The organism is Spirosoma panaciterrae DSM 21099, from assembly GCF_000374025.1.
GTDB classification, from domain to species: Bacteria; Bacteroidota; Bacteroidia; order Cytophagales; family Spirosomataceae; genus Spirosoma; species Spirosoma panaciterrae.
On record NZ_KB893243.1, the window covers coordinates 227,412 to 252,822 of the forward strand.

Annotated in this window: 27 protein-coding genes; 11 read left to right on the top strand and 16 right to left on the bottom strand. The window is 46.5% G+C overall.

Going from position 1 to position 25,411, the window contains the following annotated elements:
* Positions 1-2: 2 nt before the first annotated feature.
* From B153_RS0133200 to B153_RS0133210, 3 genes are read right to left on the bottom strand one after another with little or no spacing between them, the layout of a single operon-like run.
* The gene (locus B153_RS0133200; RefSeq protein WP_020601076.1) at positions 3-221 is read right to left on the bottom strand and encodes a DUF6965 family protein; all 219 of its coding nucleotides are present in this window, start codon (positions 219-221) and stop codon (positions 3-5) included.
* On the bottom strand, positions 218-448 hold the full coding sequence (locus B153_RS0133205) for a hypothetical protein (RefSeq protein ID WP_020601077.1): 231 nt from the start codon (positions 446-448) through the stop codon (positions 218-220). Before B153_RS0133205 ends, B153_RS0133200 begins: the two co-directional genes overlap by 4 nt.
* Positions 449-463: 15 nt before the next feature.
* Positions 464-1,369, bottom strand: a complete 906-nt coding sequence (locus B153_RS0133210; protein ID WP_020601078.1) for a TolB family protein — start codon at positions 1,367-1,369, stop codon at positions 464-466.
* A 191-nt stretch (positions 1,370-1,560) separates the two neighbouring features.
* Between B153_RS0133210 and B153_RS0133215 the strand changes: the two genes are divergently transcribed.
* The gene (locus B153_RS0133215; protein WP_020601079.1) at positions 1,561-1,911 is read left to right on the top strand and encodes a WYL domain-containing protein; all 351 of its coding nucleotides are present in this window, start codon (positions 1,561-1,563) and stop codon (positions 1,909-1,911) included.
* A gap of 19 nt (positions 1,912-1,930) precedes the next feature.
* Here the strand turns inward: B153_RS0133215 and B153_RS0133220 are convergent, their stop codons facing one another.
* The 4 genes from B153_RS0133220 to mce are packed head-to-tail and all read right to left on the bottom strand — an operon-like array spanning position 1,931 to position 5,702.
* Positions 1,931-2,512 carry a hypothetical protein gene (locus B153_RS0133220; protein WP_020601080.1) on the bottom strand — a complete coding sequence of 194 codons (582 nt, stop codon included), beginning with the start codon at positions 2,510-2,512 and terminating at the stop codon, positions 1,931-1,933.
* Positions 2,509-3,600, bottom strand: coding sequence for an AAA family ATPase (locus tag B153_RS0133225; RefSeq protein ID WP_020601081.1), 1,092 nt, complete (start codon positions 3,598-3,600; stop codon positions 2,509-2,511). The genes B153_RS0133220 and B153_RS0133225 overlap by 4 nt, the downstream gene beginning before the upstream one ends.
* A gap of 36 nt (positions 3,601-3,636) precedes the next feature.
* Positions 3,637-5,289: a M1 family metallopeptidase gene (locus B153_RS0133230; protein WP_020601082.1), complete on the bottom strand. Its 1,653-nt coding sequence runs from the start codon at positions 5,287-5,289 to the stop codon at positions 3,637-3,639.
* Between the two features lie 2 nt (positions 5,290-5,291).
* The gene (gene mce, locus B153_RS0133235; RefSeq protein WP_020601083.1) at positions 5,292-5,702 is read right to left on the bottom strand and encodes a methylmalonyl-CoA epimerase; all 411 of its coding nucleotides are present in this window, start codon (positions 5,700-5,702) and stop codon (positions 5,292-5,294) included.
* Positions 5,703-5,779: 77 nt separating this feature from the next.
* On the opposite strand from mce, the gene B153_RS0133240 reads away from it, so the two are divergent.
* Positions 5,780-6,106, top strand: coding sequence for a HesB/IscA family protein (locus B153_RS0133240; protein WP_020601084.1), 327 nt, complete (start codon positions 5,780-5,782; stop codon positions 6,104-6,106).
* Positions 6,107-6,281: 175 nt separating this feature from the next.
* On the opposite strand, the gene rfbA is transcribed toward B153_RS0133240, so the two are convergent.
* The 3 genes from rfbA to galE form a co-directional block, all read right to left on the bottom strand.
* The gene (gene rfbA / locus B153_RS0133245) at positions 6,282-7,142 is read right to left on the bottom strand and encodes a glucose-1-phosphate thymidylyltransferase RfbA (RefSeq protein WP_020601085.1); all 861 of its coding nucleotides are present in this window, start codon (positions 7,140-7,142) and stop codon (positions 6,282-6,284) included.
* Between the two features lie 99 nt (positions 7,143-7,241).
* Positions 7,242-8,294 carry a dTDP-glucose 4,6-dehydratase gene (rfbB, locus tag B153_RS0133250; protein ID WP_020601086.1) on the bottom strand — a complete coding sequence of 351 codons (1,053 nt, stop codon included), beginning with the start codon at positions 8,292-8,294 and terminating at the stop codon, positions 7,242-7,244.
* A gap of 33 nt (positions 8,295-8,327) precedes the next feature.
* Entirely contained in the window at positions 8,328-9,359 is a 1,032-nt protein-coding gene (galE, locus tag B153_RS0133255; protein ID WP_020601087.1) for a UDP-glucose 4-epimerase GalE, read from the bottom strand.
* Between the two features lie 130 nt (positions 9,360-9,489).
* Between galE and B153_RS0133260 the strand changes: the two genes are divergently transcribed.
* Positions 9,490-10,362 carry a transglutaminase-like domain-containing protein gene (locus B153_RS0133260; protein ID WP_020601088.1) on the top strand — a complete coding sequence of 291 codons (873 nt, stop codon included), beginning with the start codon at positions 9,490-9,492 and terminating at the stop codon, positions 10,360-10,362.
* A gap of 44 nt (positions 10,363-10,406) precedes the next feature.
* Here B153_RS0133260 and B153_RS0133265 read toward each other — a convergent pair whose 3' ends face one another.
* Positions 10,407-11,033 (bottom strand): 4'-phosphopantetheinyl transferase family protein, encoded by a 627-nt coding sequence (locus B153_RS0133265; RefSeq protein WP_083928275.1) that lies wholly within the window; start codon positions 11,031-11,033, stop codon positions 10,407-10,409.
* Positions 11,034-11,147: 114 nt separating this feature from the next.
* On the opposite strand from B153_RS0133265, the gene B153_RS0133270 reads away from it, so the two are divergent.
* From B153_RS0133270 to folB, 3 genes are all read left to right on the top strand, one after another.
* The gene (locus B153_RS0133270; RefSeq protein WP_020601090.1) at positions 11,148-12,047 is read left to right on the top strand and encodes a WD40 repeat domain-containing protein; all 900 of its coding nucleotides are present in this window, start codon (positions 11,148-11,150) and stop codon (positions 12,045-12,047) included.
* A gap of 113 nt (positions 12,048-12,160) precedes the next feature.
* Positions 12,161-13,033, top strand: coding sequence for a DivIVA domain-containing protein (locus B153_RS0133275; RefSeq protein ID WP_020601091.1), 873 nt, complete (start codon positions 12,161-12,163; stop codon positions 13,031-13,033).
* 55 nt (positions 13,034-13,088) lie between these two features.
* Positions 13,089-13,439: a dihydroneopterin aldolase gene (gene folB, locus B153_RS0133280; RefSeq protein ID WP_020601092.1), complete on the top strand. Its 351-nt coding sequence runs from the start codon at positions 13,089-13,091 to the stop codon at positions 13,437-13,439.
* Between the two features lie 113 nt (positions 13,440-13,552).
* Here folB and ytxJ read toward each other — a convergent pair whose 3' ends face one another.
* The gene (gene ytxJ, locus B153_RS0133285) at positions 13,553-13,882 is read right to left on the bottom strand and encodes a bacillithiol system redox-active protein YtxJ (protein WP_026262643.1); all 330 of its coding nucleotides are present in this window, start codon (positions 13,880-13,882) and stop codon (positions 13,553-13,555) included.
* 54 nt (positions 13,883-13,936) lie between these two features.
* Positions 13,937-14,245, bottom strand: coding sequence for a hypothetical protein (locus B153_RS0133290; protein ID WP_020601094.1), 309 nt, complete (start codon positions 14,243-14,245; stop codon positions 13,937-13,939).
* 58 nt (positions 14,246-14,303) lie between these two features.
* On the opposite strand from B153_RS0133290, the gene B153_RS0133295 reads away from it, so the two are divergent.
* Both B153_RS0133295 and rsgA read left to right on the top strand, forming a co-directional pair.
* Entirely contained in the window at positions 14,304-15,566 is a 1,263-nt protein-coding gene (locus B153_RS0133295; protein WP_020601095.1) for a 3-deoxy-D-manno-octulosonic acid transferase, read from the top strand.
* A 52-nt stretch (positions 15,567-15,618) separates the two neighbouring features.
* Positions 15,619-16,545: a ribosome small subunit-dependent GTPase A gene (gene rsgA, locus B153_RS0133300; protein ID WP_020601096.1), complete on the top strand. Its 927-nt coding sequence runs from the start codon at positions 15,619-15,621 to the stop codon at positions 16,543-16,545.
* 150 nt (positions 16,546-16,695) lie between these two features.
* On the opposite strand, the gene B153_RS0133305 is transcribed toward rsgA, so the two are convergent.
* Positions 16,696-18,087 (bottom strand): cystathionine beta-synthase, encoded by a 1,392-nt coding sequence (locus B153_RS0133305; protein ID WP_020601097.1) that lies wholly within the window; start codon positions 18,085-18,087, stop codon positions 16,696-16,698.
* A 504-nt stretch (positions 18,088-18,591) separates the two neighbouring features.
* Between B153_RS0133305 and B153_RS0133310 the strand changes: the two genes are divergently transcribed.
* Positions 18,592-18,936 carry a LytR/AlgR family response regulator transcription factor gene (locus tag B153_RS0133310; RefSeq protein WP_020601098.1) on the top strand — a complete coding sequence of 115 codons (345 nt, stop codon included), beginning with the start codon at positions 18,592-18,594 and terminating at the stop codon, positions 18,934-18,936.
* A gap of 126 nt (positions 18,937-19,062) precedes the next feature.
* On the opposite strand, the gene B153_RS0133315 is transcribed toward B153_RS0133310, so the two are convergent.
* On the bottom strand, positions 19,063-19,614 hold the full coding sequence (locus B153_RS0133315; protein ID WP_020601099.1) for an RNA polymerase sigma factor: 552 nt from the start codon (positions 19,612-19,614) through the stop codon (positions 19,063-19,065).
* 695 nt (positions 19,615-20,309) lie between these two features.
* On the opposite strand from B153_RS0133315, the gene B153_RS0133320 reads away from it, so the two are divergent.
* Positions 20,310-24,236 carry a PAS domain S-box protein gene (locus B153_RS0133320; protein WP_020601100.1) on the top strand — a complete coding sequence of 1,309 codons (3,927 nt, stop codon included), beginning with the start codon at positions 20,310-20,312 and terminating at the stop codon, positions 24,234-24,236.
* Positions 24,237-24,301: 65 nt separating this feature from the next.
* Here B153_RS0133320 and B153_RS0133325 read toward each other — a convergent pair whose 3' ends face one another.
* The gene (locus B153_RS0133325; RefSeq protein ID WP_020601101.1) at positions 24,302-24,715 is read right to left on the bottom strand and encodes a response regulator; all 414 of its coding nucleotides are present in this window, start codon (positions 24,713-24,715) and stop codon (positions 24,302-24,304) included.
* A gap of 184 nt (positions 24,716-24,899) precedes the next feature.
* Between B153_RS0133325 and B153_RS0133330 the strand changes: the two genes are divergently transcribed.
* The gene (locus B153_RS0133330) at positions 24,900-25,301 is read left to right on the top strand and encodes a response regulator (RefSeq protein ID WP_020601102.1); all 402 of its coding nucleotides are present in this window, start codon (positions 24,900-24,902) and stop codon (positions 25,299-25,301) included.
* Positions 25,302-25,411: the final 110 nt, after the last annotated feature.

Sequence of the window (25,411 nt, forward strand, 5' to 3'; positions counted from 1 at the left end):
GGCTACGCTTGGTTCTGCAGCCATTGTTTCACTTCAGCAAGCATGAGAGCCGCTGATTTTCGTGTGGCGGCTACCTCGCTATTAAGCTGGGTAAGTCGGTTACTCACCGCATTGGATAGGTTGAAAAAAACGCTGAATTCGTTAATGTGTTGAGGGCCAGTGGGCAGATCACGGCCCGAAAAAAAATCGACCAGGTCCTGGTATTCGCTATCGGGATTCATAGTACGAAGGTAGGCACCTGCGTTTTTATTTCCACAATCCCAGCAATAAATACATTCGGCTCAAAAATTGCAATCACTTCCAACGGTGTTTGAGATAACACCGTTGGAAAGTGCAACACGCTGGTTCTTTTAGAGCCAGTGTGTTTGCCTTCTTCCATAACTACCGATTGGCCTGTTTGTTCTATGGATCGATCAATGTTCGTCTGAAAAGAACCCGCACGGTGCATTGTATTCAGAGCAGCTTATTGCCCTACCAAAGCCAGTTTCCTGCCCGCTGGATCGATGGCTAATCGAGTAAGTTGCGTGATGCCCGCCGAACTAAAGTCAGCAACTGATTGCCAGCCAGCAGTTGTTCTGGGATTGAACTGATATAAGACTGCGCCACGGGCCATTAAAATCGTTCCATCGGGCGTCCAGATAAAATCTTCACTGCCTTCCAGGGTTTGGGTAATCGGTGTTGATTTTCGTGTTTTCAGGTCAAGCTGCCGAATTTCCCAGTGGGTAGCATCCTGTTTGTGAACGTAACTCAAAACCTGCTTCCCCGGAATTTTCAATAGGGTTCGGCCAATACGGGTAGCTACCCGAATGGTATCGCCGGTACTTACCTTCGCCAGTAGGAGCGAATTGGGTGAGCCTAGAACAAACAGCGCCAGCCAGTCTGAATCCAGCCAGCCATGATAACCAACGGGCTTCACATGGGGAAGTATCAGCGTAGGTTCGCCGGAACCTGACAAAGGAAATTTCCATAACCGCTGCGTTTTGTCAGCCTCAACCCGAATGACAGAAAAATAAGCCCGGTCCGGGGTTATGGTCGGAGAATATTCACCTTCGGAGGTTCGGGTTAGTTGGGTAGTCGTTTTAGCATCGAGCGTATACTGGTAAATGTCGGTTTGCCCATCGGTCTGCATCGAGGTATAGAACAGGCTTTTCCCATCGGGCGAAAAAGATGGTTGATTGTCGTACCCTTTTCGCTGGGTGATGTTCTGGGCTGTTCCAATTTTGAGTGGCGATAAGGTAATGTCGACCAGAAAAATATCCGTATCTGCCTGCGCCAAGGCTGGAGACGTACTCCATACGGCACAGACAAAATAAACGATAAAGTACCGGGATAAGCACGGACTGGTGAGTGCCGGAGGATCGTATTTCATGAGGAAGTGCAGGTTGTAAATTGTTCGCCCAGCAAGATAAGCCAATCCTCATTATCAGAAGCTTACAAAACTACTTTTTCGTCAGTCCAAAAAAAGCTGTGATCTATGGCTATTCGTTGGTTTCGCGACCAAACTGGCACGTTATATGTAAGAACTGGCATGGTTTGCTACAGATTTCAAACGACAACGTTATGATGATCAACGCTACGCTTCAGAGAAGCCTCTTCTTTACACTTGAATCGGCGATCATGGATCAGCGCGTCATTCAAATCAAATTTCAGGGAATCTGGCGAACCTTGGAGCCTTACCAATTGGGACTTCCTAAACAAGGTTCTGGAAAACTGACCTTATATGGCTACTGCCGCGATCTGGCCTGTTTGTCGCTAACCAACAGCCGATGGCAGCTTTTCGAAGTGGACCAGATTTCTCGTATTGAACTGACAACCTATAGCTTTCAACCTCACGCCAGTTACAGCGAACAGACCGACCTGCTGCATCCTATTTTCTTTCGTGTACCAACCTCCGCTTGTATTCGTAAATAGGATCGGACACGCGTTCGATTTATCGGCTATAATTGTCAAGAAACGTGACGACCTGTTTGTGGAAATGTTTGAAACTCCCGGATCGGGATTCCAGCCAGTTTAGGTCGAAATCTGCTAACAATTCATTTGCTTTTTCAAGTTGTTTTTCGACTCGAAGCTTGCCACCATATATTTTTAGTTTAGCCTCGTGTCGTACAATGTGCTCCAATGGCTCATTCTTAGTCGATTCCGGATTTTGTTGGTGCCATTGGAGATAAAGTAACCAGTGTTCGATGCATTGGACATGTATCATCAAAATCACGTTTGCGTGCGCCCGGCAGAGTGTGGATAATTTCACCTTTAATGCTTCGATCTGCTTCGATTCAGAAGAATCGGCATCCCTACCGACAAACAGAATATCTAGACCATATTTTGTGAAGGCCTGCCGGGTTGCATCAGGTAGCGCGTCCTCGACTTCTTTAGCCGTGGAAGCTTTGATTTGCCATCCGAACTGTTCGTTTTGTTGAAAAACTCCCGGATGGCATTGAGTCAGATAATGCTCGATGAAATTCTTATGCGCTCTGTCTTCGCACAAAATGCCGTAGCTAACTATTTGATTCATCGAGGTACACCGCCTATAAATCCAACTTTCCAAGCCTCACCTAAACCATTGAGGTATTGAGGAGGATCAAATCCTGCTTTTTTACTTTCGGCTGTTTCTGGCTCAATAATATCGAGTTGAAGGTTTTTGACGTGCGTTGCTCCTTCCTCGTCTTTGTCGAAAATGAAAACCGACTCCGGCATATCTTTAAACATATCGACAACAGCCGGGCTGTGCGTTGTCATAATTACCTGAATACCTTTATCATCGGCTAGTCCGAATATAAAGTTGATAACCTCCTCAATTCGACGTGGATGAATTCCCTTTTCTGGTTCTTCAAGAAGCAAAAGTTTCGGCGGATTGGGCTGATTAATAATGCAGAGAAGCGCAAGGAAATAAAGTGTACCTTCTGAAAGCTCATCAGCCCAGTAAGTTACGCCTAGCTTACTATTTGTTAAGCCAATACGCTTAAGGGATTTGTCGCCAAATTGCTTTCTTAATTCTTCTGTTACGGAAACATCATCAAGGCTAATTTCATCAAACTCAGGTACGCAGGTATAGAGGTCTGTTTCAATTTTATTGAAAACACTTTTTCTATACTTGTTACCTAACATTCGGTCTAAAAAACCTACCAAATTAGACGCGTCAGAATTGACAATTTCTTCACCTGTTGCGACATGGCCAGGCTGAATTAGTTTATTAGGGTCGGGTTTGTAGATAATAATGGGCCTCAGTCGTTGTTTCAGATCTTCTGGATTATAATGAAGTTTCGTTCCATTTGACCTTTGATCATTCTGTATTAAATCTCTTGATCGCTCAATTTGAGCCGTACTTCCTATTTGACAAGTAAATACTACTTGGACATTGTATTCATTAGTATGATCGTAGAATAACTCAATATTAATGAGGCTGCTTTCAGAAGGTCTGAAAATTAAGCGCTCGTATTCAGGTTCTGACTGATTTGTATTGTCTTTATCCATATACTCCAGCGCCTTCAAAAAATTCGTTTTGCCTGAGTTGTTCGGGCCGATGAGGAGGTTGACTTTTTGAAGGTCGAGGGTTACGTCTTTCAGGCTTTTGAAATTCTGAATGGAAACGCGCTTGAGCATGGCGGTAAAGCGGTTAGTTGAGGGCAAATTAACAAATTAGTTGCCCATTTGTGTACTCCGCATCAAGACGGTGTTGTCGGGGTCGATGACGACGGTAGCTGGTTTGGTCGCTACCGGAATCGTGAATGTCTGCGTTTGTTCGGACAGCGTTAGCCGGGATGAACGACTCAGTTCTCGCCCGCGATTATCCCGAAAGCTGAACGTAAGGGGAATCGTAAACAAATGCCCCGTTCGCTGCGCCTGCCGAACATCGATGACCAGCGATTTTTTGGCTGCATCGTAGCTGGAACTCCAGACAATTTCAGGGAATCCGGGTTGGTAAAGCCATTGCTGGAAGAACTGCCCCAGTTTTTTGCCCGATTCTTTTTCCATCACGGCCTGCAAATCGCTGGATTGGGCGTTGCGGTTGCGGTAGGCTGCGTAATAGGCCCGAATGCCTTTCCAGAATACATCGTCGCCCAATTCGTGCCGAAGCATGTGCAACACCCAACCGCCTTTCTGATACGAATTCGGATTCAGTAAGTCCATCAGGTTTGAAGTTGTCGAATCCACGATGGTGCCTTTGGGTTTTAAGGCCGAAAATCGGAAAATCTGCCCTTTGTTTTGATTCAGGACAGCATTGAGCGTGTCTTTTCCGTAGGCATGTTCCAGATAGAGGGCCGAAAAATAGGTGGCAAACCCTTCACTCAACCACAACTGCGACCAGTCGGATTCCGTGGCTGAGTTGCCAAACCACTGGTGGGCAATTTCGTGCGCCAGCAAAGCCTCTACGTCCGAATCTTTGTGCCCGACAATCACCTTTTCGTTGTAGAAAATGCAGCTTGCGTTTTCCATGCCTCCAAAAATGGTGGTCGATTCAACGTTGGCTAGTTTCTCGTATGAATACGGGCCTATTCGGTCGATGAAATATTGCAGAATTTCTTTGGCAGGCTGGTAATCGACAAAGCCTTTCTGGCTATCGTTTGGGTACAGCCAGCTTTGTACCGGAATCCCATTGACCGAGCCTACTTCATCGACCGCAAACCGGGCAGCACCAATCACCATCACTTTGGTTGGAATGGGTGTACTTTCCTGCCAGCGGGTGAGCTTGCGGCCATTGGGCAGACTGCTTTCGCCCATAAACTTGCCATTGGCAATGACCCGGTAGGTTGCGGGGGCATTTACCGCAAACGAACAGGTGGCTTTATCGGATGGGTGGTCGACGACGGGCAGGTAATTCCGGGCATTGTTGGGCCAGTTGTCGCCAAAAAAAGTTCGTTCGCCAAATTTGTTCCGGCTGATAATCAACCCCTGTTTCGGCGTTCCGTCGTAGCGGATGGTTAGTTCAGTTGCCTGATTGGGCTGAGCAGGCAGATTGATAAATACTTTGTCATTCCGTTGGTTGAAAGGAGCTGGTTTGCCATCGGCCAGTGTTACCGAGCGAACCGTCATGCCTGTTTGTAAAGTATCCGATTTGCCGCCAATCAGGTCGAACCAGACGGTTTGTCGGTCGTCGGCGCGGGTAAACCGTATAGTCGCTTCGCCACGGATGAGGTTCGTAGAATCACTTAAGGTGAGTGAAAAGGCATAGTTTTGAACGTCGACGCCCGGTTGCGTGTACCGCGCTAAATAACCGGGCGATTGTGAGCAGGCAGAAGTGGCTACCAGAGCCAGTAAACCAATCAGAAATTCGATACTGTTTTTTTTCATTCTTAAGCCTCCTTTATCTCCTGACATAGTTCGATCAGCACACCATTAGTGCCTTTAGGATGCAGGAAACACACTAATTTATGATCAGCTCCCCGCTTGGGAACTTCATTCAATAACGTAAACCCTTCGGCTTTTAGCCGTTCCATTTCGGCCTGTATATCATCGACTTCAAAGGCGATATGGTGGATGCCTTCGCCTTTCTTCTCCAGAAATTTGGCAATAGGACTATCGGGATTCGTTGCTTCGAGAAGCTCGATTTTAGTCTCATTTACTCGGAAGAACGAGGTGGTTACGCCTTCGGAGGCCACCGCTTCAGATTTGTAGGGCGCTACATTGAGCAGTTTGGTGAAGAGATCGTTTGACGTAGCGATATCACGAACCGCGATTCCGATATGTTCGACGTTGGTAAACATAGGTAAAGAACTTTTCCGTTTGGCCGAAAGTTATAGAGAAAGCAGTTATATGCGCCAAAATAGATTCGAATACGACTATGGTTACGGTATCAGAGATCGCTAAAAATAAAATCATTGAACTGCGTCAGAAAGATGGTCTGGCTGACGAATATGCCATTCGGGTTGCCGTGCAGGGCGGAGGATGCTCGGGGCTGATGTATGATCTTCAGTTCGATGCTACCCAGCAGCCTACCGACCATATTGTTGAGGATAAAGGCATTAAGATTCTGGTGGATCGCAAAAGTCTGCTTTATCTGGCGGGTACTGAGCTTGATTTTTCGGATGGTCTGAACGGGAAAGGCTTCCAGTTCAAAAATCCGAATGCAACCCGCACCTGTGGCTGTGGCGAAAGCTTTGCTGTCTAAACCGGGATTGACCAGATTTGTGGATAAAACAAATTATGTATAGATTAATAAAGAAGCCGGGCTTATATAGTCCGGCTTCTTTGTTTGTAAAGTTTTCTCATTCCGGGGAACGAGGAGTGTCAACGTTACTTACTGAGCAAGCTTGAGATTCTTCTCTCCTCAGAATGACAACATGTTATTTTAGCAGATTCAATAAATACGCACCATAACCACTTTTGACAAGCGGCTGAGCGATCTTGGCTAGTTGTTCGGCATCAATAAATTTCATCCGATAGGCAATTTCTTCGGGACAACCGATTTTCAGTCCTTGCCGTTCTTCAATGACATGAACGAACTGACCGGCCTGAATCAACGACTCGAAGGTGCCTGTGTCGAGCCAGGCAGTGCCACGGTCCAGAACGCCTACTTTCAGCTTGCCACGCTCCAGATACACCCGGTTTACGTCCGTAATTTCCAGTTCGCCACGGGGCGACGGCTTGATGTTTTTGGCAATATCCACAACCTCGTTGTCGTAGAAGTACAAGCCCGGCACCGCGTAATTTGATTTTGGTTTGGTGGGTTTTTCTTCAATCGACAATACATTGAAATCACCATCAAATTCAACCACACCATAGCGTTCGGGGTCGTGAACCTGATAGGCGTAGACGACTCCGCCATCGGGGTCGTTGTTGGCCTGGAGGAGTTTCGATAGTCCTGAGCCGTAGAAAATATTGTCGCCCAGCACCAGCGCAACTTTATCGTTTCCAATAAATTCTTCGCCAATGATGAAGGCTTGCGCCAGCCCATCAGGACTGGGCTGTACGGCGTAGGTAAATTTACAGCCTAAGCGTTCACCATCGCCAAGTAGCTTTTCAAAATGGGGCAGGTCGTGCGGTGTAGAAATGATCAAAATCTCCCGGATGCCTGCCAGCATCAGAATAGACAGGGGATAATAAATCATTGGCTTATCGTAAACCGGCATTAGTTGTTTCGATACAGCCAGCGTAAGCGGATGAAGGCGGGTGCCGGAGCCCCCGGCGAGGATGATTCCTTTCATGTTTAAAGAGTGAAAGAGTGAAAGAGTGAAAGAGTGTGGTCCGGTATTCCGGCTGACGCATCAACTGCGCTCTTTCACTCTTTCGCTCTTTCGCCTTTATTAACGGTTTGCGTACATTCCCTGATAGTAACTCTGATAAGCGCCGGATGTGACGTTGTCCAGCCATTCCTGATTAGCCAGGAACCAGTCGACTGTTTTTTCAAGACCTTCCTCGAACTGGAGCGAAGGCTGCCAGCCAAGTTCATTCATGATTTTGTGGGCGTCGATCGCGTAGCGGAGATCGTGACCAGCCCGGTCGGTGACGTAAGTAATCAGTTTGGCTGATGTACCTTCTTCACGACCTAGTTTGCGATCCATGATCTGGCAAAGCAGGTTCACCAGATCGATATTTTTCCATTCGTTGAACCCACCGATGTTGTAGGTTTCACCCAGCGTCCCTTTGTGAAAAACCGTATCGATAGCGCGGGCATGGTCGACCACGAACAGCCAGTCGCGAACGTTTTCACCTTTACCATAGACGGGGAGCGGTTTGTTGTTCCGAATGTTGTGAATCATCAGCGGGATCAACTTTTCGGGAAAGTGATTGGGGCCGTAGTTGTTCGAGCAGTTGGTCAGCACAACGGGCAGTTTGTAGGTATTGCCGTAAGCCCGTACGAAATGATCCGAAGCTGCTTTAGAGGCCGAATAAGGCGACTGTGGATCATACGGTGTTTCTTCCGTGAAGAAATCTTCCGGATTGTGTAGCGAGCCATACACTTCGTCGGTCGAAACGTGGTAGAACCGCTTGCCTTCAAAGTTGCCTTTCCAGCTATTTTTAGCCGCATTCAGCAGGTTAACCGTACCGACGACATTGGTCATTACGAACGACATAGGGTCGGTGATGGAACGGTCAACGTGTGATTCAGCCGCCAGGTGAATGACTCCGTCGAAGCCCATTTCGGCAAACATATCCTCCAGAAATTTGGCATCGGTGATGTCGCCTTTTACGAAGGTATAATTTGGGGCATTTTCGATGTCGGTCAGGTTCGCCAGGTTACCAGCGTAGGTCAGCGCATCGAGGTTATAAATCTGGTACTCTGGGTATTTTGTTACAAACAGGCGCACCACATGCGACCCGATAAAGCCGGCTCCGCCGGTAATTAGAAGTTTCATTTTCGTTTCGTTTATACGCTTTGGCTTACCGTTTTAACTAATCTTTTGTTGCCATCGCCAGGCATCGCGCAACGAGTCGGCCAGCGAGCGTTTGGCTGTCCAGCCCAGTACCTGATTCGCTTTTGATACATCGGCATATACCTGCTCCACGTCGCCCGGTCGGCGGGGGCCCAGTACATAGTTTAGCTTAACTCCGGTAGCCTGCTCAAATGTGTTGATCACATTCAGAACGGTTTCTCCCCGCCCAGTGCCGATATTAATGACGTCGTAGCTAGCGGTTTCGTCACTTTCGATCAATTTTCGAAGCGCCTGTACGTGAGCATCTGCCAGGTCCATCACATCGATATAGTCTCGGATACAAGTCCCGTCCGGGGTATTGTAATCGGCACCGTACACCGTCAGGCTGGAGCGAATACCGGCGGCTGTCTGGGTAATGAATGGAACCAGGTTGGCCGGAACGCCCAGGGGCAGTTCACCGATTTCGGCCGAAGGATGGGCACCAATCGGATTAAAGTAACGAAGGGCAAAGGCTTTGACCGGGGTCTGGGCCCGTATCGCGTCGCGAATAATATCTTCCCCAATAGATTTGGTGTTTCCATAGGGTGATTGTGCTGGAAGCCGTGGCGTTTCTTCTGTAACAGGCAGATGTTCGGGCTGACCATATACCGTACAGGACGACGAAAATACGAAGTTGCGGATGTTGTACTTGGGCATCAGCTCCAGTAGGAGCATCAGCGAGTCGAGGTTATTTCGGTAATATTTCAGCGGTTGCGCTACTGACTCACCCACGGCTTTGAAAGCCGCAAAATGAATGACACCCAGTGGCGCTTCTTTCTGAAAAATTTCGTTCATGGCGGCTGCATCGTTGCAGTCGACTGGGTAGCAGGTTACGTCCCGACCCAGAATGGCCCGCAGACCATCCAGTGCCGAGCGTTCGGAGTTGGAAAAGTCGTCGACAATAACCGGCTCAAAACCAGCTTCGACCAACGAAACAACCGTATGCGAGCCAATAAAACCCGCTCCACCGGTAACCAGAATTTTGGAGGAATTATCTGTAGGAGTCAAACCGTTTTTTAGGAAAATTTTGTTGCTATAGTAGCATAGCGACTCGTAAAACCAGACAAAAGTAGTATATTCAGGAGGTTTACGAAAGCAGTTTTTATTGTGAGGTTATTCTCTCAGGCGGTATAAACGAATGAACGACAACGAATTGAAAGCCCTAATCTCGCTCCTGGACGATGAGGACCCGGAAGTGGTGGAGCATGTCGAGCAGCGAATTCGGCAGATAGGGGGACAAATGATTCCGCTTTTAGAAACAGAATGGGAGGGTAGTTTTAATTCTGCTCTGCAAAAACGGATTGAAGAACTGATTCATGACCTTCAGTATGAATCCGTTCTGGAACGGATGCGTGACTGGAAAAATGGCGGGGCTATGGACTTGCTGGAAGGGCTATGGATCGTGGCAACCTATCAGTATCCAGACCTGTCACTGGCCAAACTTCGGCAGGATGTCGAGCAGTTGTTCTACGACGTATGGGTCGATTTTAAAGCCGATATGCATCCCGACGAGCAGATTAAGGCGATGAATACGGCCTTTTTCTCGAAACTGAAGTTTGCGCCCAACACAAAACATTTTCACTCGCCAGCCAACTCAATGATCAATCAGGTACTCGAAACGCGTCGGGGTAATCCCATCACGCTTTGTGTGCTGTATATGCTCATTGCCCGTCGGCTGAATCTGCCCGTGTATGGCGTAAACCTGCCTAACCTGTTTGTGCTGACGTATAAAAACAACGGGGTTCAGTTTTACATCAACGTGTTCAACCGGGGCCTGGTGTTTACGACGAAAGATATTGATCAGTACATCGATCAGTTGAACATTCAGCGACTGGATGCCTTCTATCAGCCTTGTACCAATACGGATATTGTAAGGCGTGTACTGCGCAATTTGACGCTGGCGTTCGAAAAAAATGGCGATACCGACCGGGTACAGGAGGTCGAAAAAATTATGGCTGCCGTTCGCGACGAGGGCGATGGATTACCTTTATCTGATTATACGCAGCGGTAATACCTGTAGAAACGCCAGCGCCAGCTATGGTTTCTCTACAAGGGTTAAAACGCTATCGCCAGCAACCCTGGGCCGGTTTTAAAGCACCGGATGGTCAATTCTTCTTCGTGGTCGGGTAGGCGAACATGGCCTGTAAGCTGACTGGCATCATCGGCAAAGGGCTCAACGTGCAGATGCTCCCGAAAGGTGAGCTGCCGTTTGCCGTAGAGTTTATAAAGTGCTTCTTTAGCACACCAGTATACGGCCAGTCGATGTGGGTTTCCGGCAGCATGCGCAATTTCGTCGGCCGATAAAACGCGGGGAACAACGCGCGTAAACTGCTCCCGAATCGGTTCAATATCAATGCCGACAGGCCGTGATCGGTGCAGGATAGCGGCTGCCCATCCACTTGTATGCGATAGCGAAATATGCCAGGGTGAGCCGATCAGGTGAGGTTTCCCAAATTCATCTTTTTGCAGGCCAGCATACACTAGTCCCTGAGATTCGGTCAACTGCTGTATGGCCACACGGCAGGCCAGCCATTCTACGCGTTGGGCTGGGTGGGTGATAGTGGCTAGTTCGCTCTCTTCCACAACCGTAAGCGGCAGGTTAGCCCTGAGCGTCGGCTCATCCTCTGTGATCGCTCTGAGGGTGGCGATGCAGTCGCTGTTTATGTTTATCTGAAAAGTCACAAATCAAAAGTCGGAAGTAGCTGGACAAAAAGAAAGGTTTACGACCTTTGATTCACTAGTTTGATGGTTAGAAACTCGAACGGTTGATCGTCAGACCCAAATTTTCGTTACAAAGTGATCGTAGAAAAGATTGATACCTTCGGCGGCCATCGCGACTGCGTTTATACCCTCGAACCGGCTTCGGACCCGAATCGGTTTTTTTCGGCGGGTGGTGATGGACAAATTGTAGAGTGGCAACTGGATCGACCCGACCTGGGACGACTGGTGGCAAATGTACCGGCATCTGTCTATGCAATGGCTTTTCAGTCTGCAACGGGATTGCTGTGGATAGGGCAGAATTATGAGGGAATCCATTGGGTCGACCCTATCCAGAAACAGCAGGTAAATTCACTAAAAATTACATCGGCTGCCATCTTCGATATCAAACTTTATAAGCAGGATGCCTTTGTGGCACTTTCCGATGGTGTGGTAGTGGTGCTGGATGCCAACCAGCTTGTGGTGCGGAAGCACTTGAAAGCGTCTGGCCAGTCGGCACGATGCATTGCCGTAAATCCGGTAGAGCGGGAGTTTGTGGTAGGTTATAGTGATCATAGCGTCCGAATTTTCGATCTGGAGACCTATGCGCTCAAACAAACAATCACAGGGCATACCAATTCAGTATTCACGGTCGCTTATTCGCCCGATTTTCGGTATTTACTAACAGCCGGGCGAGATGCTCATTTGAAGGTATGGGATGTAGAGAACGGATATAGTGTACAGCATACCATTGTTGCGCATATGTTTGCGATCAACCATCTACTGTTCAGCCCCGACGGTCGGTATCTGGCTACGGCCAGTATGGATAAGTCCATCAAAATATGGGATGCTGAGTCGTACCGACTCTTAAAAGTGGTTGACCGGGCCCGCCATGCCGGTCATGGAACGTCGGTTAATAAATTACTATGGACCGATTCGCACCATTTGGTATCGGGCAGCGATGATCGCACGATTTCGGTATGGAAATTGTCGGAATGAGTATCGGTTAAATAGGAATCTCCTATTTTTCAGGCTATTTTTTGTAAAATACGTAGAATGGCTGTTATTTCACCTTCACTGGTATCAATAAATCCTAAAATCGTAGCGCACCAATGAAAATTACGCCCATCGAAATCCGGCAGCACACATTTGAGAAAGGGTTGCGCGGTTATAAGCCCGAAGACGTTGACGCCTTCTTAGTTTCATTATCTCAGGAATGGGAGCGTGTAACAGGTGAATATAAAATGCTGAAAATGCAGCTCGAACTCGCTGAAAAAGAGCTGGGTAAGCTGAAAGAAATAGAAATGACGCTTTTCAGGACGCTGAAAACCGCTGAAGAAAACAGTGCCAACATTACCGAGCAGGCTAACAAAGCAGGAGAAAAATACATTGCCGATGCCAAACAAAAAGCGGATGAGATTATTGCGGATGCCCGCAAACGATCGGCTTTGATGGTACAGGACGCTGAAAATCAGGCTCGCTATTTGAAAGATAATATTCTCAACGACCTGAAATCGCTGGAGCATGATTTCAAGGCTCTGGAAGGCTATAAAGAAAATCTGGCGTCTCAGATTCGCCTGTTGGCGAGTAACGCTGTGGATAGTGTCGATCGATTTGAAAAGAAATTCAGCAAGCAGAACCTGAAAGGTAAAATCGACGAAGTTTCCAATCAGATTAAGGACGAAATGAAGGAGGCTGATGGAAAACCCACCGTCGAAACATCGGAAACCGTTAAGACAGAGCCAGTTGGTAGTGCAAATGCCACCGATTTGCCACCCCTTGTTGAGCGTGAAGAGTCTATCCCCGAAGCGATTCCTGATGATAAAGACATTCTGGAAAAGCTGGATGACGCCATTCAGGAAACCCAGTCGGAGCACACGGCTGCCGTACCAGAGTCTGTTCTGGAAGAAGTAGCCACTCCAGAGCCAGAAGCTTCCGAAGAGGCTCCTGTGAAAAAAGGCGGATCATTCTTCGATCAGATTTAAGGTAGGGCGGGTAAGTGCCGCCACGAACTATGCGGGTTTCGGCCCGCACGATACAATGGGAACAATTGCGTTAGAAGGACTTGAGTTTTTTTCCTATCACGGATTTTACGACGAAGAACAGAAGATTGGCAATAAATACTCCGTTGATATACTCGTAACGACCGATTTTTCGGAAGCTGCGCGTCGGGATCGGTTGAGTGATACCGTTAGTTATGAAGACTTATACCGGATCACAGCCGATGTAATGAAACAACCGGCGCGGTTACTCGAGCATATTGCTCATCAGATTATTCAACAAATACGGACCCGCTACAACAGTTTAGAAGCTGTTGAAGTAAGCGTTTCAAAGTTTAATCCACCCATTGGCGGGGTATGTCATCGGGCCCGGATTACGATGAAAGGGTAGATTTCAGTACCAGGAAAGGGTAGATTTCAGTACCAGGAGTGAGGAGCGAGTAGTAGGAGAAAAGTATGCGTCAGCAACTCCTATTACTCGCTCCTCACTCCTGGTACTGAATCTTAAACTGCCTGCTGCAATCCGGCGAAGGAAATTGACATGTGCGAGGCATCGTAAATGCAGGTGCCGTTCTTGATCAGCAATACCTGCGGTGACTCGTGTTCAACTCCGAAATCGTGCTCTATTTTGTTGGAGAGAGGTTTGTTGGCCAGCAAATCAAGATAATAGGCCTTAACTCCGAGTTGGTCGTTCCAGTTACGTTCCATCCGACTAAGTGCCATGTGGCTGATAGAGCAACTGGTACTGTGTTTGAATATCATTACTGGACGCTTAACCGATTCTTCTCTGATGGTATCAAGCTGAGCTTCACTTGTTAACTTATTCCAATTCATTGTATCAACATGCATTCTGTTGATATAAAATTAATATATTAATTTAAAAATTCGCTAATTCTCGGGTGTATATCGCAACTTTTCAGCCATTTCAGGCGAGACCGCTTCAGAGTATGTGCCGTATGCATCAACTAATGTTCCTTTATCACCATTCCTGGCTTCGATCGCGTAGAGAACCGTTTCATCGCCTGGGTCGGTCATCCCTTCAAAGCGGTATACCTCCACGATGTCGAAGTCGGCGGGTTGTAGGGCAATACTATCGGACTGGCAGTATAAGCAATCAGACTTCAGATTGTAATCTTTCGTAAATCCTTGCTGGCGGAGTCCGTCCAAGGCGTCGATCAAGGTGTCGTAGGCTTTCATAACAGGAGGTTTGCGTAGTAGTTCGTAGCTTTGTTTGTGTAATCAATCGCATATTAGCTTGTTTTCCGGACTTTATAACGCAGGTATTCTTGTTTTTCAGCAACTCGTACGATGGGCTGCCCTTTTCAACCCGAAAGCACGCCAATGGAACGAGGGGCGACGCGATTGGGCCGACAGACTGACGGCTCTGTTGAAGGATAATACAAGTCCTGTTGTCTGGTTTCATGCGGCTTCGCTGGGCGAATTTGAGCAGGGGCGTCCTGTGATCGAGGCCTTCCGGAAAACCTATCCAGCCTATAAAATCCTGTTGACATTCTTTTCGCCTTCGGGCTATGAAGTGCGAAAACAGTATGAAGGTGCCGACTATATCGTGTATTTGCCAGCCGATACGCCCAAAAATGCTCATCGGTTTGTGGAGATCGTAAAGCCCCGGCTGGCATTTTTTATTAAGTATGAATTCTGGTACAATTACCTTCGGGAACTGAATCAGGCGGCTGTTCCGACCATCTCATTCTCAGCGATTTTCAGACCGGATCAGCTTTTTTTTAAACCGTATGGTGTGTTTTATCGGTCTCTTCTCCGCTATTTCGATCATATTCTGGTACAGAATCGGGAGTCGCTGGATTTATTAAAACAGATAGACCTGAAACCCATTACGCTGGCAGGCGATACCCGCTTTGATCGGGTGGCGCAGGTGGCCGCAGCAAAACAGGAGATTCCGCTGGCGCAAAGCTTCAAAAACAAGCAGCCCATTTTAGTGGTGGGGAGTGCCTGGCCTGACGATATGCAGGTGATTATCCCGTTTCTGAATGCATTCGATAAGCCTCTGAAAGCCATAATTGCCCCGCATGAGATTCACGAGGCCGAAATAGAGCACTGGCGTAGCTTGTTGAAAAAATCGTCGATCCGTTTTTCGCAGGCAAGTAGCATGGATGCCCCGCAAGCCGAAATTCTTTTTATTGATAATATTGGGATGCTTTCGTCTTTGTATCAATATGGGGAATTTGCTTTTATCGGGGGGGCCTATAAGCAGGGTTTGCATAACATTCTGGAAGCTGCTACGTTTGGTATGCCGCTATTTTTTGGACCCGATTACGATAAATTTCAGGAGGCTGTCGATTTAGTAGCCGAAGGGGCTGCTTTCCCGGTTAGCACAACAGCTGAATTAATGACGACCTTCTCCCGGCAATACAACAACCCGGCAGAAGCCACCCGAATCAGTCGCCAATATGTGCAACGGAACATTGGCGCAACAGCTAAGGTTATGCAGGTGGTAGAAAAAATAAAGAGCGAAAGAGTGAATGAGCGAAAGAGCGAATAGCCGACGCCAATCTGTTCATGCTTTCGCTCATTCACTCTTTCGCTCTTACATTTTGCAACACGGATTAATAATTCGCTCTACGGGATCCTGGTACGATATTCGTACCATCGACGGCCATGTATATCAGGGGCGGCTGAAAGGTAAGTTCAAGATTAAAGGCCTCAAGGTTACGAACCCCATTGCAGTGGGCGATAAAGTAACGTTTGAGGTTGAAGATGAAGCCGAAAATACGGCGGTCATTACCGACATTGCACCCCGCGAAAATTACATAATCCGGCAGTCGGTCCATAAAACGGCTCATGGGCATATTCTGGCGGCCAATATTGATCAGGCTGTGTTGCTGGCCACACTGACATTACCCCGAACGTCGCTGGGCTTTATCGATCGTTTTCTGGTTTCGGCGGAGTCATTTCGCATTCCGACCACCCTTGTTTTCAACAAAACGGATATTCTGAATGAGGAAGGGCTGGTTTATCAGCAGGAGATTATGGATATGTATGAGCAAATCGGTTATCAATGTCTGGCTACGTCGGCCACTGAAGGCGAGGGGGTAGATGCCTTTCGGCAATTGCTCGATCATAAAGTAACGCTTCTGTCCGGGCATTCGGGCGTAGGGAAATCATCACTTGTAAACGCCATTGCCCCTGATCTGAACTTACGTACCAATGAAGTATCGACCTTTGCGAATAAAGGAGTTCATACGACCACCTTTGCCGAAATGTTTGAACTGGCCCCCGATACCTATATCATCGATACGCCGGGTATTAAGGAATTGGGGTTAATTGATACAGAAAAGGAAGAAATCAGTCATTATTTTCCTGAAATGCGGGATCGCTTGAATCAGTGTCGGTTTCATAACTGTCTGCATATCAACGAGCCGGGCTGTGCCATCAAAGACGCGGTTGCCGAAGGCGAAATAGCTGAAAGCCGCTATCTGAGTTACCTGAGCATGATGGAAGGCAGCGATAACCGAAGGTAAGGATAGATGTAGGATATATGATGTAGAATGTAGACAAAATATATCATATATCCTACATCCTACATCATACATTCACATTACGTCTTCTTCTGTGAGTAGGCTGTTCTCGTTACCATAACTTTCTGATTTTAGGTAACTTACAGAAATCGATTAGCTTGTCATAGCGGCCAGTAAGTCGGCCTGGGTAATGATATGGACCTGCTCTTTTTCATCCCGGACAAGCAGCGCTTTATTATCGCGGTCGATAAGCGAAGAAAGAGCATCGATGGTATTATCGAGCCCTACGAATTTAAACGGCTTATCCATCACCTCACTAACCGGATGATCTTTGATGGTAGGCTCTTCGATGAGTTTGGTCAATATAGCTGAATCGGTTAAACTGCCTACAATATGTCCGGTATCGTCGGTTACTGGAATTTGCGAGATACCGTATCGATTCAGCACATGAATGGCCTGGCTAACCGACACTCCGGAGCCAATCGTTGTAAGCTGCGAACGTCGATCGGTTGGGCTTCCGTTTTTATGGTGAATAATATCGCGGGCGGTCTTAAAGGCACGATCTTCCAGAAAACCATGATCTTTCATCCACGTATCGCTATAAATTTTCGCCAGGTAGCGAGTGCCATGATCGGGGAGAAGAATAACCAGTACATCCTCGTCGTCCAGATTTTCTTTGGCCCACTCCAAAGCACCATGCACGGCCGTGCCGCACGACCAGCCCACAAATAATCCTTCTTCCCGGGCCAGCCTGCGCGTCATAATAGCCGCATCTTTGTCGGTGACCTTAATAAACTGGTCGATCAGACTGAAATCAACATTTTTAGGGAGAATATCTTCGCCGATTCCTTCGGTAAGGTACGGATAGATTTCACCCTCATCGAAAACCCCCGTTTCCTTGTACTTTTTGAAAACAGATCCATAGGTATCGAGCCCTAGAGAGACAATGGCTGGATTCTGCTCTTTTAGGAATTTAGAGGTACCACAGATGGTTCCTCCTGTACCCACACCGGCGGCAAAATGCGTGACTTTTCCGTCGGTATCACGCCAGATTTCGGGGCCCGTTGTTTCGTAATGGGCGGCTGTATTGGCCAGGTTATCGTACTGATTTGGATACAACGAGTTGGGTATATCCCGATTTAGGCGTTTGGCAACGGAATAATACGACCGTGGATCGTCAGGGGCAACATTGGTAGGGCAAACAACGACCTCGGCCCCTACAGCGCGTAAGATGTCAATTTTCTCCTTCGATTGCTTGTCGGCCATCGTAAAGATGCACTTGTACCCTTTTCCGATAGCGGCCAGAGCGAGTCCCATACCTGTATTCCCACTGGTGCCCTCTATAATGGTACCACCCGGTTTGATTATGCCTCGTGCTTCGGCATCTTCAATCATGCGAATGGCGATACGATCTTTTACTGAATTGCCCGGGTTAAAGTATTCGATCTTGGCCAGCACTGTTCCCCGAATGCCTTCTGTCACTTTGTTTAATTTCACCAGTGGCGTGTTGCCGATCGTGTCGATGATTGAGTTATAATAGTTCATAACTAGCGTGTTTTGTTGTACTGGTGTTGTGCCTTACTGGACGAGATAGGAATGAATGTAAGATTATTTCCCGGAATTGTCCCAGATGGTAGTACAAGTCTATTCTAACTATACAACGATTCAAGTAGTAGGTATGGTTTAGGTATAATCGTCAGACGTGAGCTAACTGCAAACTGGTCAAATGATTAGACACCTGACCCGATTGATGTTGAATAAGTTCTAAATTTTTGTTACCGATAATGTATATGTTTATATAATTTGTTTATTATTGTGTCTAGGTAGATATAGTTATGAACTCGCATATAGGGAGGATAAACGTTGATACTCGATAGGATCAGGGTTTACAGGATGAGGCATTCGGTTAAGGAGAGTTATTGTTCATAAAGTATACTTAAAAGCTATAGAATAGGTTAACATTCGTGTTGTTAAATCTGTATTTTGTCAATGACCTTTCGTTTCGATTCATCAGCAGTAAACTCATCGGACTTGCATTGCTGGCCTCCTATGCGTGTGTATAATGCTGAGCGGGGTACACAGTGGCTGTCGGTAGCCGACTTGGTTTTTTTGAAGGGAGAAGAAAATTATACCTGGCTACACTGGACGAATGGGCAGCGGGTTTTAGTGTCCTATACGCTCAAACGAGTGGAGGCTAAACTCCCGTCGACTTGGTTTATCCGATTGCATCGCCATTATATGGTAAATCGGCAGTTTATAGATCGGATTGAGTTTACTCCGGCCGGCGTGTTTGTGCACCTGGCTACGGGTCAGGCACTTCCCATTTCACGACGACGCTGGTCCTGTATACGTAAGGAGCTGACTTTGAGGCAAATAGGTAACGTTAGGGCTTGATGGTTAGCAGGTTCCCTGCCTGGGATAAAACGAATTTCTTTGGCTCTACAAAGTGGGGTATCTACATAGTCGGTTGTGAGACCAGACTATGTAGATACGGTGCACAGGCAAGGAGTAAAGATCAGATCAGACTTGTAAATAGTAGCTATACAATCGTTGCACGCGTTCACGGCTTCGCTTGAGCCTCATTTTTACCGCGCTGAGTTTGATATTGTATAGACCGGCAATCTCTTCGTTGCTCAGCCCATCTTCATATTTTAGCCTTAGTAGACGCTGTTCTTCAACGGTAAGGCGTTCCATAGCCTGCGCCACGAGTTGTAGCATATCATCCTGCACAGACACTTCTGCCGGGCCATCCCAGGTTTGCTCCATACCATCGCCTAAAGTTACGGTCGGCAGCCGCTTTGCCAGGCGGAGCTGATCGGCGCAATAATTATAGGCAATTGCATAAATCCAGGTAGAAAAGCTTGACCGCTGCTGAAAGGCATCCAGCTTATTAAATACCTTCAGGAAGATGTCCTGGGTAAAATCCTGTGCCTGCTCACTGTCTTTTGTCATTGATAAGCACTGCTTATAAACCTTGCTTACATAACGCGTATAAAGTGTTTCAAAGCATTCACTGGGTTGATGAGGTAAGTGATGACGAATCATTTCTTCGTCACTCAATGAAATATTCATGATGTTATGGTAACAATAGGTTAGGTTTTATTGACAAATATAAATCATATACATAGTATATGCGTATTTTGCAGTCTATTGTTAAATTTTAATTGTATAAAACTATTATATGGTGCTGCTACTTAAAATTTATAGATTATATATACATTAAATTAACAAAATGGTATATGAAAGAATGTTATTTGTTGTCGTTTGTTTTAAAGTAGTAATCTCTCGGTCAGGTATGTACTGGATTGGCTGAAATCGTCAGGGATTTAAAGCACTATAGGTGTATTGACTATGTTTAGAAGAGCCTTGCTCCACCCATTCATCTGAACAAAAAACGGCCCTCGCCTGAGCCGCATAATTAATAAGTTACCGTTTATTGAAAATTATATCTATTTTGTAACCAAGTCGATGAGAACGACTGGAAAAAGGATATTTAGAAACGCTGGTTCTATTAGGGCCAGCGTTTTTTGAATTATCAACTGCTGAATTAATTGGCTTATTAACAAAACGTTAGGTATGGTCTAATGCACAACAGCACTACTAAAGAAACTTTATCATGTAAATCGGTAAAAAATGGTTTACTGAGTAAATAATTTGTATAGTTAAAATACAGAACAATACTTAAAAATTAACGAATAATAGATATTAAGAACTTGTGTAGTTTGCGGCTGTATCTTTATTCTCGTTTAGATCAATTATTAAATAATATGCCTTATCCACTCAACGAAGATAAGCGACTAGAGGCTCTGCATCGATATCAAATCCTTGATACATTACCAGAAGAGGCTTTTGACAGACTGACTGAATTGGCCTCATTAATCTGTCAGACGCCTATTTCCCTGGTATCCTTAATTGATGAAGATCGGCAATGGTTCAAGTCGAAAGTAGGGCTGGATATGGAGGAAACCAGTCGGGATATCGCTTTTTGTAGCCATGCCATTCTGGATAGCCAACTCTTTGAAGTAGAGGATGCTGCTTTGGATGATCGATTTAGGGCCAATCCTCTCGTTACTGAGAATCCAAATATTCGATTTTATGCAGGCTATCCGATGGTGGATTCGGATGGAAATGCCTTGGGTACGCTTTGTGTACTGGATCGGGCTCCCCGAAAGCTAACCGAAGACCAGCAAAAGGCATTGAAACTGCTGGGCGAAATAGCCATAGGATTAATTGTAGAACATCGACAGAAACAGGAGCTGATCTATTTTGAAAATCTGTTTACCCTTTCCAACGATCTGATTTTTGTATCAGGTACAGATGGCTACTTAAAGAAGATCAATCCAGCATTTCGGCAGGTATTGGGATGGGATGAAGCGTATTTATTATCTACATCCCTGTTTGATCTGGTGCATCCTGACGATCGCGTGGAGGCACAGCGAGAAATAAATCAGTTGGCGGCTGGTAGGCCAACACTCAACTTTACGTACCGCTTTCGTTGCCAGGATGGTACCTATCGGCATTTGCAGTGGGTAGCTACGCCCGAATCGGCAACAGGTTACTTGTTTGCCATTGCGCGTGACGTTACTGAAGAAAAGCAGAAAGAAATTCGACTGTTTCAGTCTGAATCAAAGTTTCGATCTTTCTTCGAAAACTCGCACGGGCTTATGTGTACGCATGCGCTCGACGGAACCTTTTTAAGTGTCAATACGGCAGGAGCTAAGGCACTAGGGTACACACCCGAAGAAATCATTGGTCGGCGTTTGCAGGATATAGTGCCCCAGGAGCAGCATGAAGGGCTAGGGCTTTATTTTAAAAGCATTCAGAAAACGGGTAAGGCAAGCGGGATTATGCATACCCTTCATAAAGATGGGTCGTTGCAAATCTGGCTATTTACCAATGTTCTCGAAAATGAACTGGACGGCGAGCCGTACGTCATTGGCAATGCGATCGATATTACACGTCGTCACCAGCTTGAAGTTGATCTGAGAACGACCAAGCAGATGCTGGAACAGACCAACGAAGTGGCTCGAATTGGCACCTGGGAGGCCGATATGGTTCGGAAAACCATGCATTGGTCGGCCGTAACCAAGGCTATTCACGACGTACCGGACGATTACGTGCCGATGCTCGATACCGGCGAAACGTTCTTTAAAGGGAAGAATTATGACTTAATTGTTGAGGCTGTTGATCGGGCTATTGAAAAAGGAACTCCATTCGATATTGAATTACAGATCATTACCGCGCTCGACCGGGAAATATGGGTGCGTATAGTCGGTACACCTGAATTTGAAGATGGAATCTGTAAACGTGTATACGGGGCCTTTCAGGATATCGACGATAAGAAAAAGGCTGAACAGGCATTAATCAATGAAAAACTACGACTGGCTGCCTTTGTTGAGCACGCACCAGCGGCAGTCGCCATGTTTGATCGGCATGTCAATTACTTGGCGGTTAGTAAACGATGGATGGAGGACTATCGCTTAACGGATAGCGTAATTGGTCGATCGCTCTATGAGGTATTTCCTGGCATGTCGGAAAACTGGCGGGCAATATTTGATCGATGTGTCAATGGAGCTGTAGAACGGCAGGACGAGTACGTTTGGCGGCCCGAAGGCTGGGATCACGATCAGTATTTGTGTTGGGAGGTAAGACCGTGGTACCAGTTTGATGAGTCTATAGGCGGCATCATGATGTATACACAGGACATTACGGAAGCCTGCCAGCAGCGCGACGAACTCAAAAAAGCAAAGCGCCAGGCCGAGCAGGCCAGTGTGGCTAAATCCGAATTCCTGGCCAATATGAGTCATGAAATCCGGACTCCGCTGAATGGCGTTATTGGCTTTACGGATTTATTGCTCAAAACATCCTTGACCGAAACCCAGCATCAGTATCTGTCGATCGTTGACCAGTCGGCCAATGCTTTATTAAGCACAATCAATGATATTCTGGACTTTTCGAAAATCGAAGCTGGCAAGCTGGAACTGGCTTTTGAAAAGATCGATGTATACGAAATCAGCAGTCAGGCGGCCGATATTATTACCTATCAGGCACAGAACAAAGGCCTTGAGATGCTACTCAACCTACAGGCCAATTTGCCACGCTTTATTTACTCCGATTCGGTACGCCTGAAGCAGATATTGGTCAATTTGCTGGGCAATGCGGTGAAGTTTACCGAAAAAGGGGAGATCGAACTAAAAATAAAGCCCATCGATGAATCGACAGAAGGGGTTACAACCTTCCGGTTTGAGGTGCGGGATACAGGTATCGGCATAAAACCCGAAATGCAGGAGCGTATTTTTGATGCTTTTTCTCAGGAAGATCCATCAACAACTAAAAAATACGGCGGCACAGGGCTGGGGCTAACCATTTCCAACAGGCTATTGGGCCTAATGGGTAGCCGCCTTCAGCTGGTTAGTAAGCCTGGTGAAGGAAGTTGCTTTTTCTTCGACGTGACGCTCAAAACCGAACCCGGTGACCCCATCATCTGGCGGGATATAAGCCTGATCAAAAACGTATTGATTGTTGATGATAACGAAAACAACCGCCTGATCTTACGGCAGATGTTTCTGCTGCGGCAAATCAATGTCGAAGAAGCCAGCAACGGATTCGAGGCTCTGCAGCAAATAAGTCGTAATAAACACTTCGATGTGATTTTGATGGACTATCATATGCCGTTTATGGATGGTCTGGAAACGATTGAAAAGATAAGGGACAACTTCGGACCGGCCGCCGACGACCAGGTGGTTATTTTGTTGCATAGCTCGTCCGACGACGAGCGCATTATTCGCAGCAGTGAATCCTTAGGGATTAATCAGCGCCTGGTTAAGCCCGTGAAAATGACTGAGCTATACCGAGCTTTGTCGCGTATTGTTCATCAGGATGAGCCAGCAACTACCGATGCCCCCAGTCAGCCGGTTCAGGTTGGGGTAGGCTCAGTGAAGATCCTGCTGGCAGAAGATAATATGGTGAATCAACTCCTGACCAAAACCATCATTGGGCGAATAATGCCTGATGCTCAGGTGATTGAAGTATTTAATGGGCAGGAGGCTGTCCAAGCTTTTGGCGTACACAAGCCTGATCTTGTATTAATGGACATTCAGATGCCCATCATGAATGGATATGAAGCTACCCAGCGAATTCGTGAACTGGAAGAAGGAAAGCCTGTTCCAATTATTGCGCTCACAGCTGGTACGGTCAAGGGCGAACGAGAAAAGTGCCTTGCTGCCGGAATGGATGATTTTATCACAAAGCCGATTGTCGAAGCGGCTATTGTCAACCTATTTCAGACCTGGTTGGGAACATCAGCAGAGGGAGACGAACCGGCGGAACAAAGCGAAAATCAGGAAATGCACTTTGACCCTCAGGTTATAAAAATGATGGCAGGTGACGATGCTGATTTTGCCAGTATGTTAATTGAAGCGGCTGAAATAGAATTACAAGGCTCCCTATCCGCTTTTTTACAGCAGCTTGGCGATGAGAAACTAACTGGCATTAAAGCGACCGGGCATAAACTGAGAGGCACGGCCCTGAGTGCAGGTATGCCTGTTTTGGCACAACTGGCCTTCGATGCCGAACACCTGGAGCAATTCGAGAAAAAAACTGTACAGGACCTGATTGGTCGGATAGAGGCCGAAATAAAGCTGGTGCTGTCGGTACTATCTGAACCATTAAAAACGGACAGTTCAGTTGGATGATGAGTAAACTGTCGGTTTTGACGGCTCCTCAATGGCGTTAAGTTAGTTCTGAGCAGTCAAAGGGCTTACAGACAGGCATCCAGGCGCCAGTGTCGTCGAATTTTGCGAACTACTTCCCCTAATAGTTCCAGGTTCATCGGTTTTGAAATAAAATCATTGGCTCCCAGGTCATAGGCTAACTGGCGTTCACTTATAGAATTTGAAGTAGTTAGTATAATGACTGGTGTATGGTGGTATAGAGGATTACTTCGTAAAACGGTCAGCGCTTCAAAGCCATTTAAACGGGGCATGTTCAAATCCAGTACGATCAGGCAAGGGCTAAACGGGCTGTGTACCAGTACATCGATCAAGGCCATACCATCTTCAGCAAATACTAACTGACATTCAGGACTATGTGCCTGAAAGGCTAGCTCTAATAAAAAGCGGTCGTCTTCATCGTCGTCGGCGATAAATACTGCCTGATTTGCGTGTTGAGTCATCTATAAATTAGCCTGAATAGGCAAGAGTAAATATAGAGGAATTAATGTGCATTTTTTCTATTGATAAACAAGATTAAAAACATTTGACCTACTATCATATGAAAAAACTGCAAACAAAGTGGCTTCAATAGGAGTATTCTAAACGTGATCCGCAAGTGTATAGAACGTTTGTTTAGTATTGACAATGACACCTGTAGTACCTCAGCAATGGATTGCTTTTTTAGATGCAGACGAGGAAGACTTTTTGTTTTGGCAGTTCGGCTTTAAGAAGTGGGCCGATCCAATTGAACTGCACTGGTTTCCGTCTGCCGAAGCGTTTCTGGCCTACACTACTGAGCTAGATAGTAAACCAAGAGCCATGGTTCTGGACGGAATTGTCCCATACGGTTCGGATAAAGCCTGGTTGACGACCTTTCTAGAACACGTTTGTTGCCAGCATATCCCTATTTATCTGCTTTCTGCTCAATATAATTCAGAGGAGAAAAAAGACTATCTTGATTTGGGCGCAGCCGAATATCTGGTAAAACCAAATACCATCGAAGAGCTCCAGCATACCGTTCTGAAGGTGATGGCTTGTCTGGCCTAAAAACACTTGACTAGCCCTTCAGCGAACGAATTGTATGTTACTCTTTTGATATACCAATGAAGTTTTTAATGTATTATATATACATAATTTTATATTAAAAAACACTGATG

What these genes read in the sequence shown, in the direction of transcription:
- B153_RS0133260 (WP_020601088.1), top strand. Translation starts at nt 9,490, where the DNA reads ATGAACGACAACGAATTGAAAGCCCTAATCTCGCTCCTGGACGATGAG.
- B153_RS0133205 (WP_020601077.1), bottom strand. Translation starts at nt 448, where the DNA reads ATGCACCGTGCGGGTTCTTTTCAGACGAACATTGATCGATCCATAGAA.
- B153_RS0133315 (WP_020601099.1), bottom strand. Translation starts at nt 19,614, where the DNA reads ATGAATATTTCATTGAGTGACGAAGAAATGATTCGTCATCACTTACCT.
- rfbA (WP_020601085.1), bottom strand. Translation starts at nt 7,142, where the DNA reads ATGAAAGGAATCATCCTCGCCGGGGGCTCCGGCACCCGCCTTCATCCG.
- B153_RS0133330 (WP_020601102.1), top strand. Translation starts at nt 24,900, where the DNA reads ATGACACCTGTAGTACCTCAGCAATGGATTGCTTTTTTAGATGCAGAC.
- B153_RS0133220 (WP_020601080.1), bottom strand. Translation starts at nt 2,512, where the DNA reads ATGAATCAAATAGTTAGCTACGGCATTTTGTGCGAAGACAGAGCGCAT.
- B153_RS0133325 (WP_020601101.1), bottom strand. Translation starts at nt 24,715, where the DNA reads ATGACTCAACACGCAAATCAGGCAGTATTTATCGCCGACGACGATGAA.
- ytxJ (WP_026262643.1), bottom strand. Translation starts at nt 13,882, where the DNA reads ATGAATTGGAATAAGTTAACAAGTGAAGCTCAGCTTGATACCATCAGA.
- B153_RS0133305 (WP_020601097.1), bottom strand. Translation starts at nt 18,087, where the DNA reads ATGAACTATTATAACTCAATCATCGACACGATCGGCAACACGCCACTG.
- mce (WP_020601083.1), bottom strand. Translation starts at nt 5,702, where the DNA reads ATGTTTACCAACGTCGAACATATCGGAATCGCGGTTCGTGATATCGCT.
- B153_RS0133320 (WP_020601100.1), top strand. Translation starts at nt 20,310, where the DNA reads ATGCCTTATCCACTCAACGAAGATAAGCGACTAGAGGCTCTGCATCGA.
- B153_RS0133200 (WP_020601076.1), bottom strand. Translation starts at nt 221, where the DNA reads ATGAATCCCGATAGCGAATACCAGGACCTGGTCGATTTTTTTTCGGGC.
- rfbB (WP_020601086.1), bottom strand. Translation starts at nt 8,294, where the DNA reads ATGAAACTTCTAATTACCGGCGGAGCCGGCTTTATCGGGTCGCATGTG.
- B153_RS0133290 (WP_020601094.1), bottom strand. Translation starts at nt 14,245, where the DNA reads ATGAAAGCCTACGACACCTTGATCGACGCCTTGGACGGACTCCGCCAG.
- B153_RS0133210 (WP_020601078.1), bottom strand. Translation starts at nt 1,369, where the DNA reads ATGAAATACGATCCTCCGGCACTCACCAGTCCGTGCTTATCCCGGTAC.
- B153_RS0133230 (WP_020601082.1), bottom strand. Translation starts at nt 5,289, where the DNA reads ATGAAAAAAAACAGTATCGAATTTCTGATTGGTTTACTGGCTCTGGTA.
- B153_RS0133240 (WP_020601084.1), top strand. Translation starts at nt 5,780, where the DNA reads ATGGTTACGGTATCAGAGATCGCTAAAAATAAAATCATTGAACTGCGT.
- B153_RS0133275 (WP_020601091.1), top strand. Translation starts at nt 12,161, where the DNA reads ATGAAAATTACGCCCATCGAAATCCGGCAGCACACATTTGAGAAAGGG.
- B153_RS0133225 (WP_020601081.1), bottom strand. Translation starts at nt 3,600, where the DNA reads ATGCTCAAGCGCGTTTCCATTCAGAATTTCAAAAGCCTGAAAGACGTA.
- folB (WP_020601092.1), top strand. Translation starts at nt 13,089, where the DNA reads ATGGGAACAATTGCGTTAGAAGGACTTGAGTTTTTTTCCTATCACGGA.
- B153_RS0133310 (WP_020601098.1), top strand. Translation starts at nt 18,592, where the DNA reads ATGCGTGTGTATAATGCTGAGCGGGGTACACAGTGGCTGTCGGTAGCC.
- B153_RS0133215 (WP_020601079.1), top strand. Translation starts at nt 1,561, where the DNA reads ATGATGATCAACGCTACGCTTCAGAGAAGCCTCTTCTTTACACTTGAA.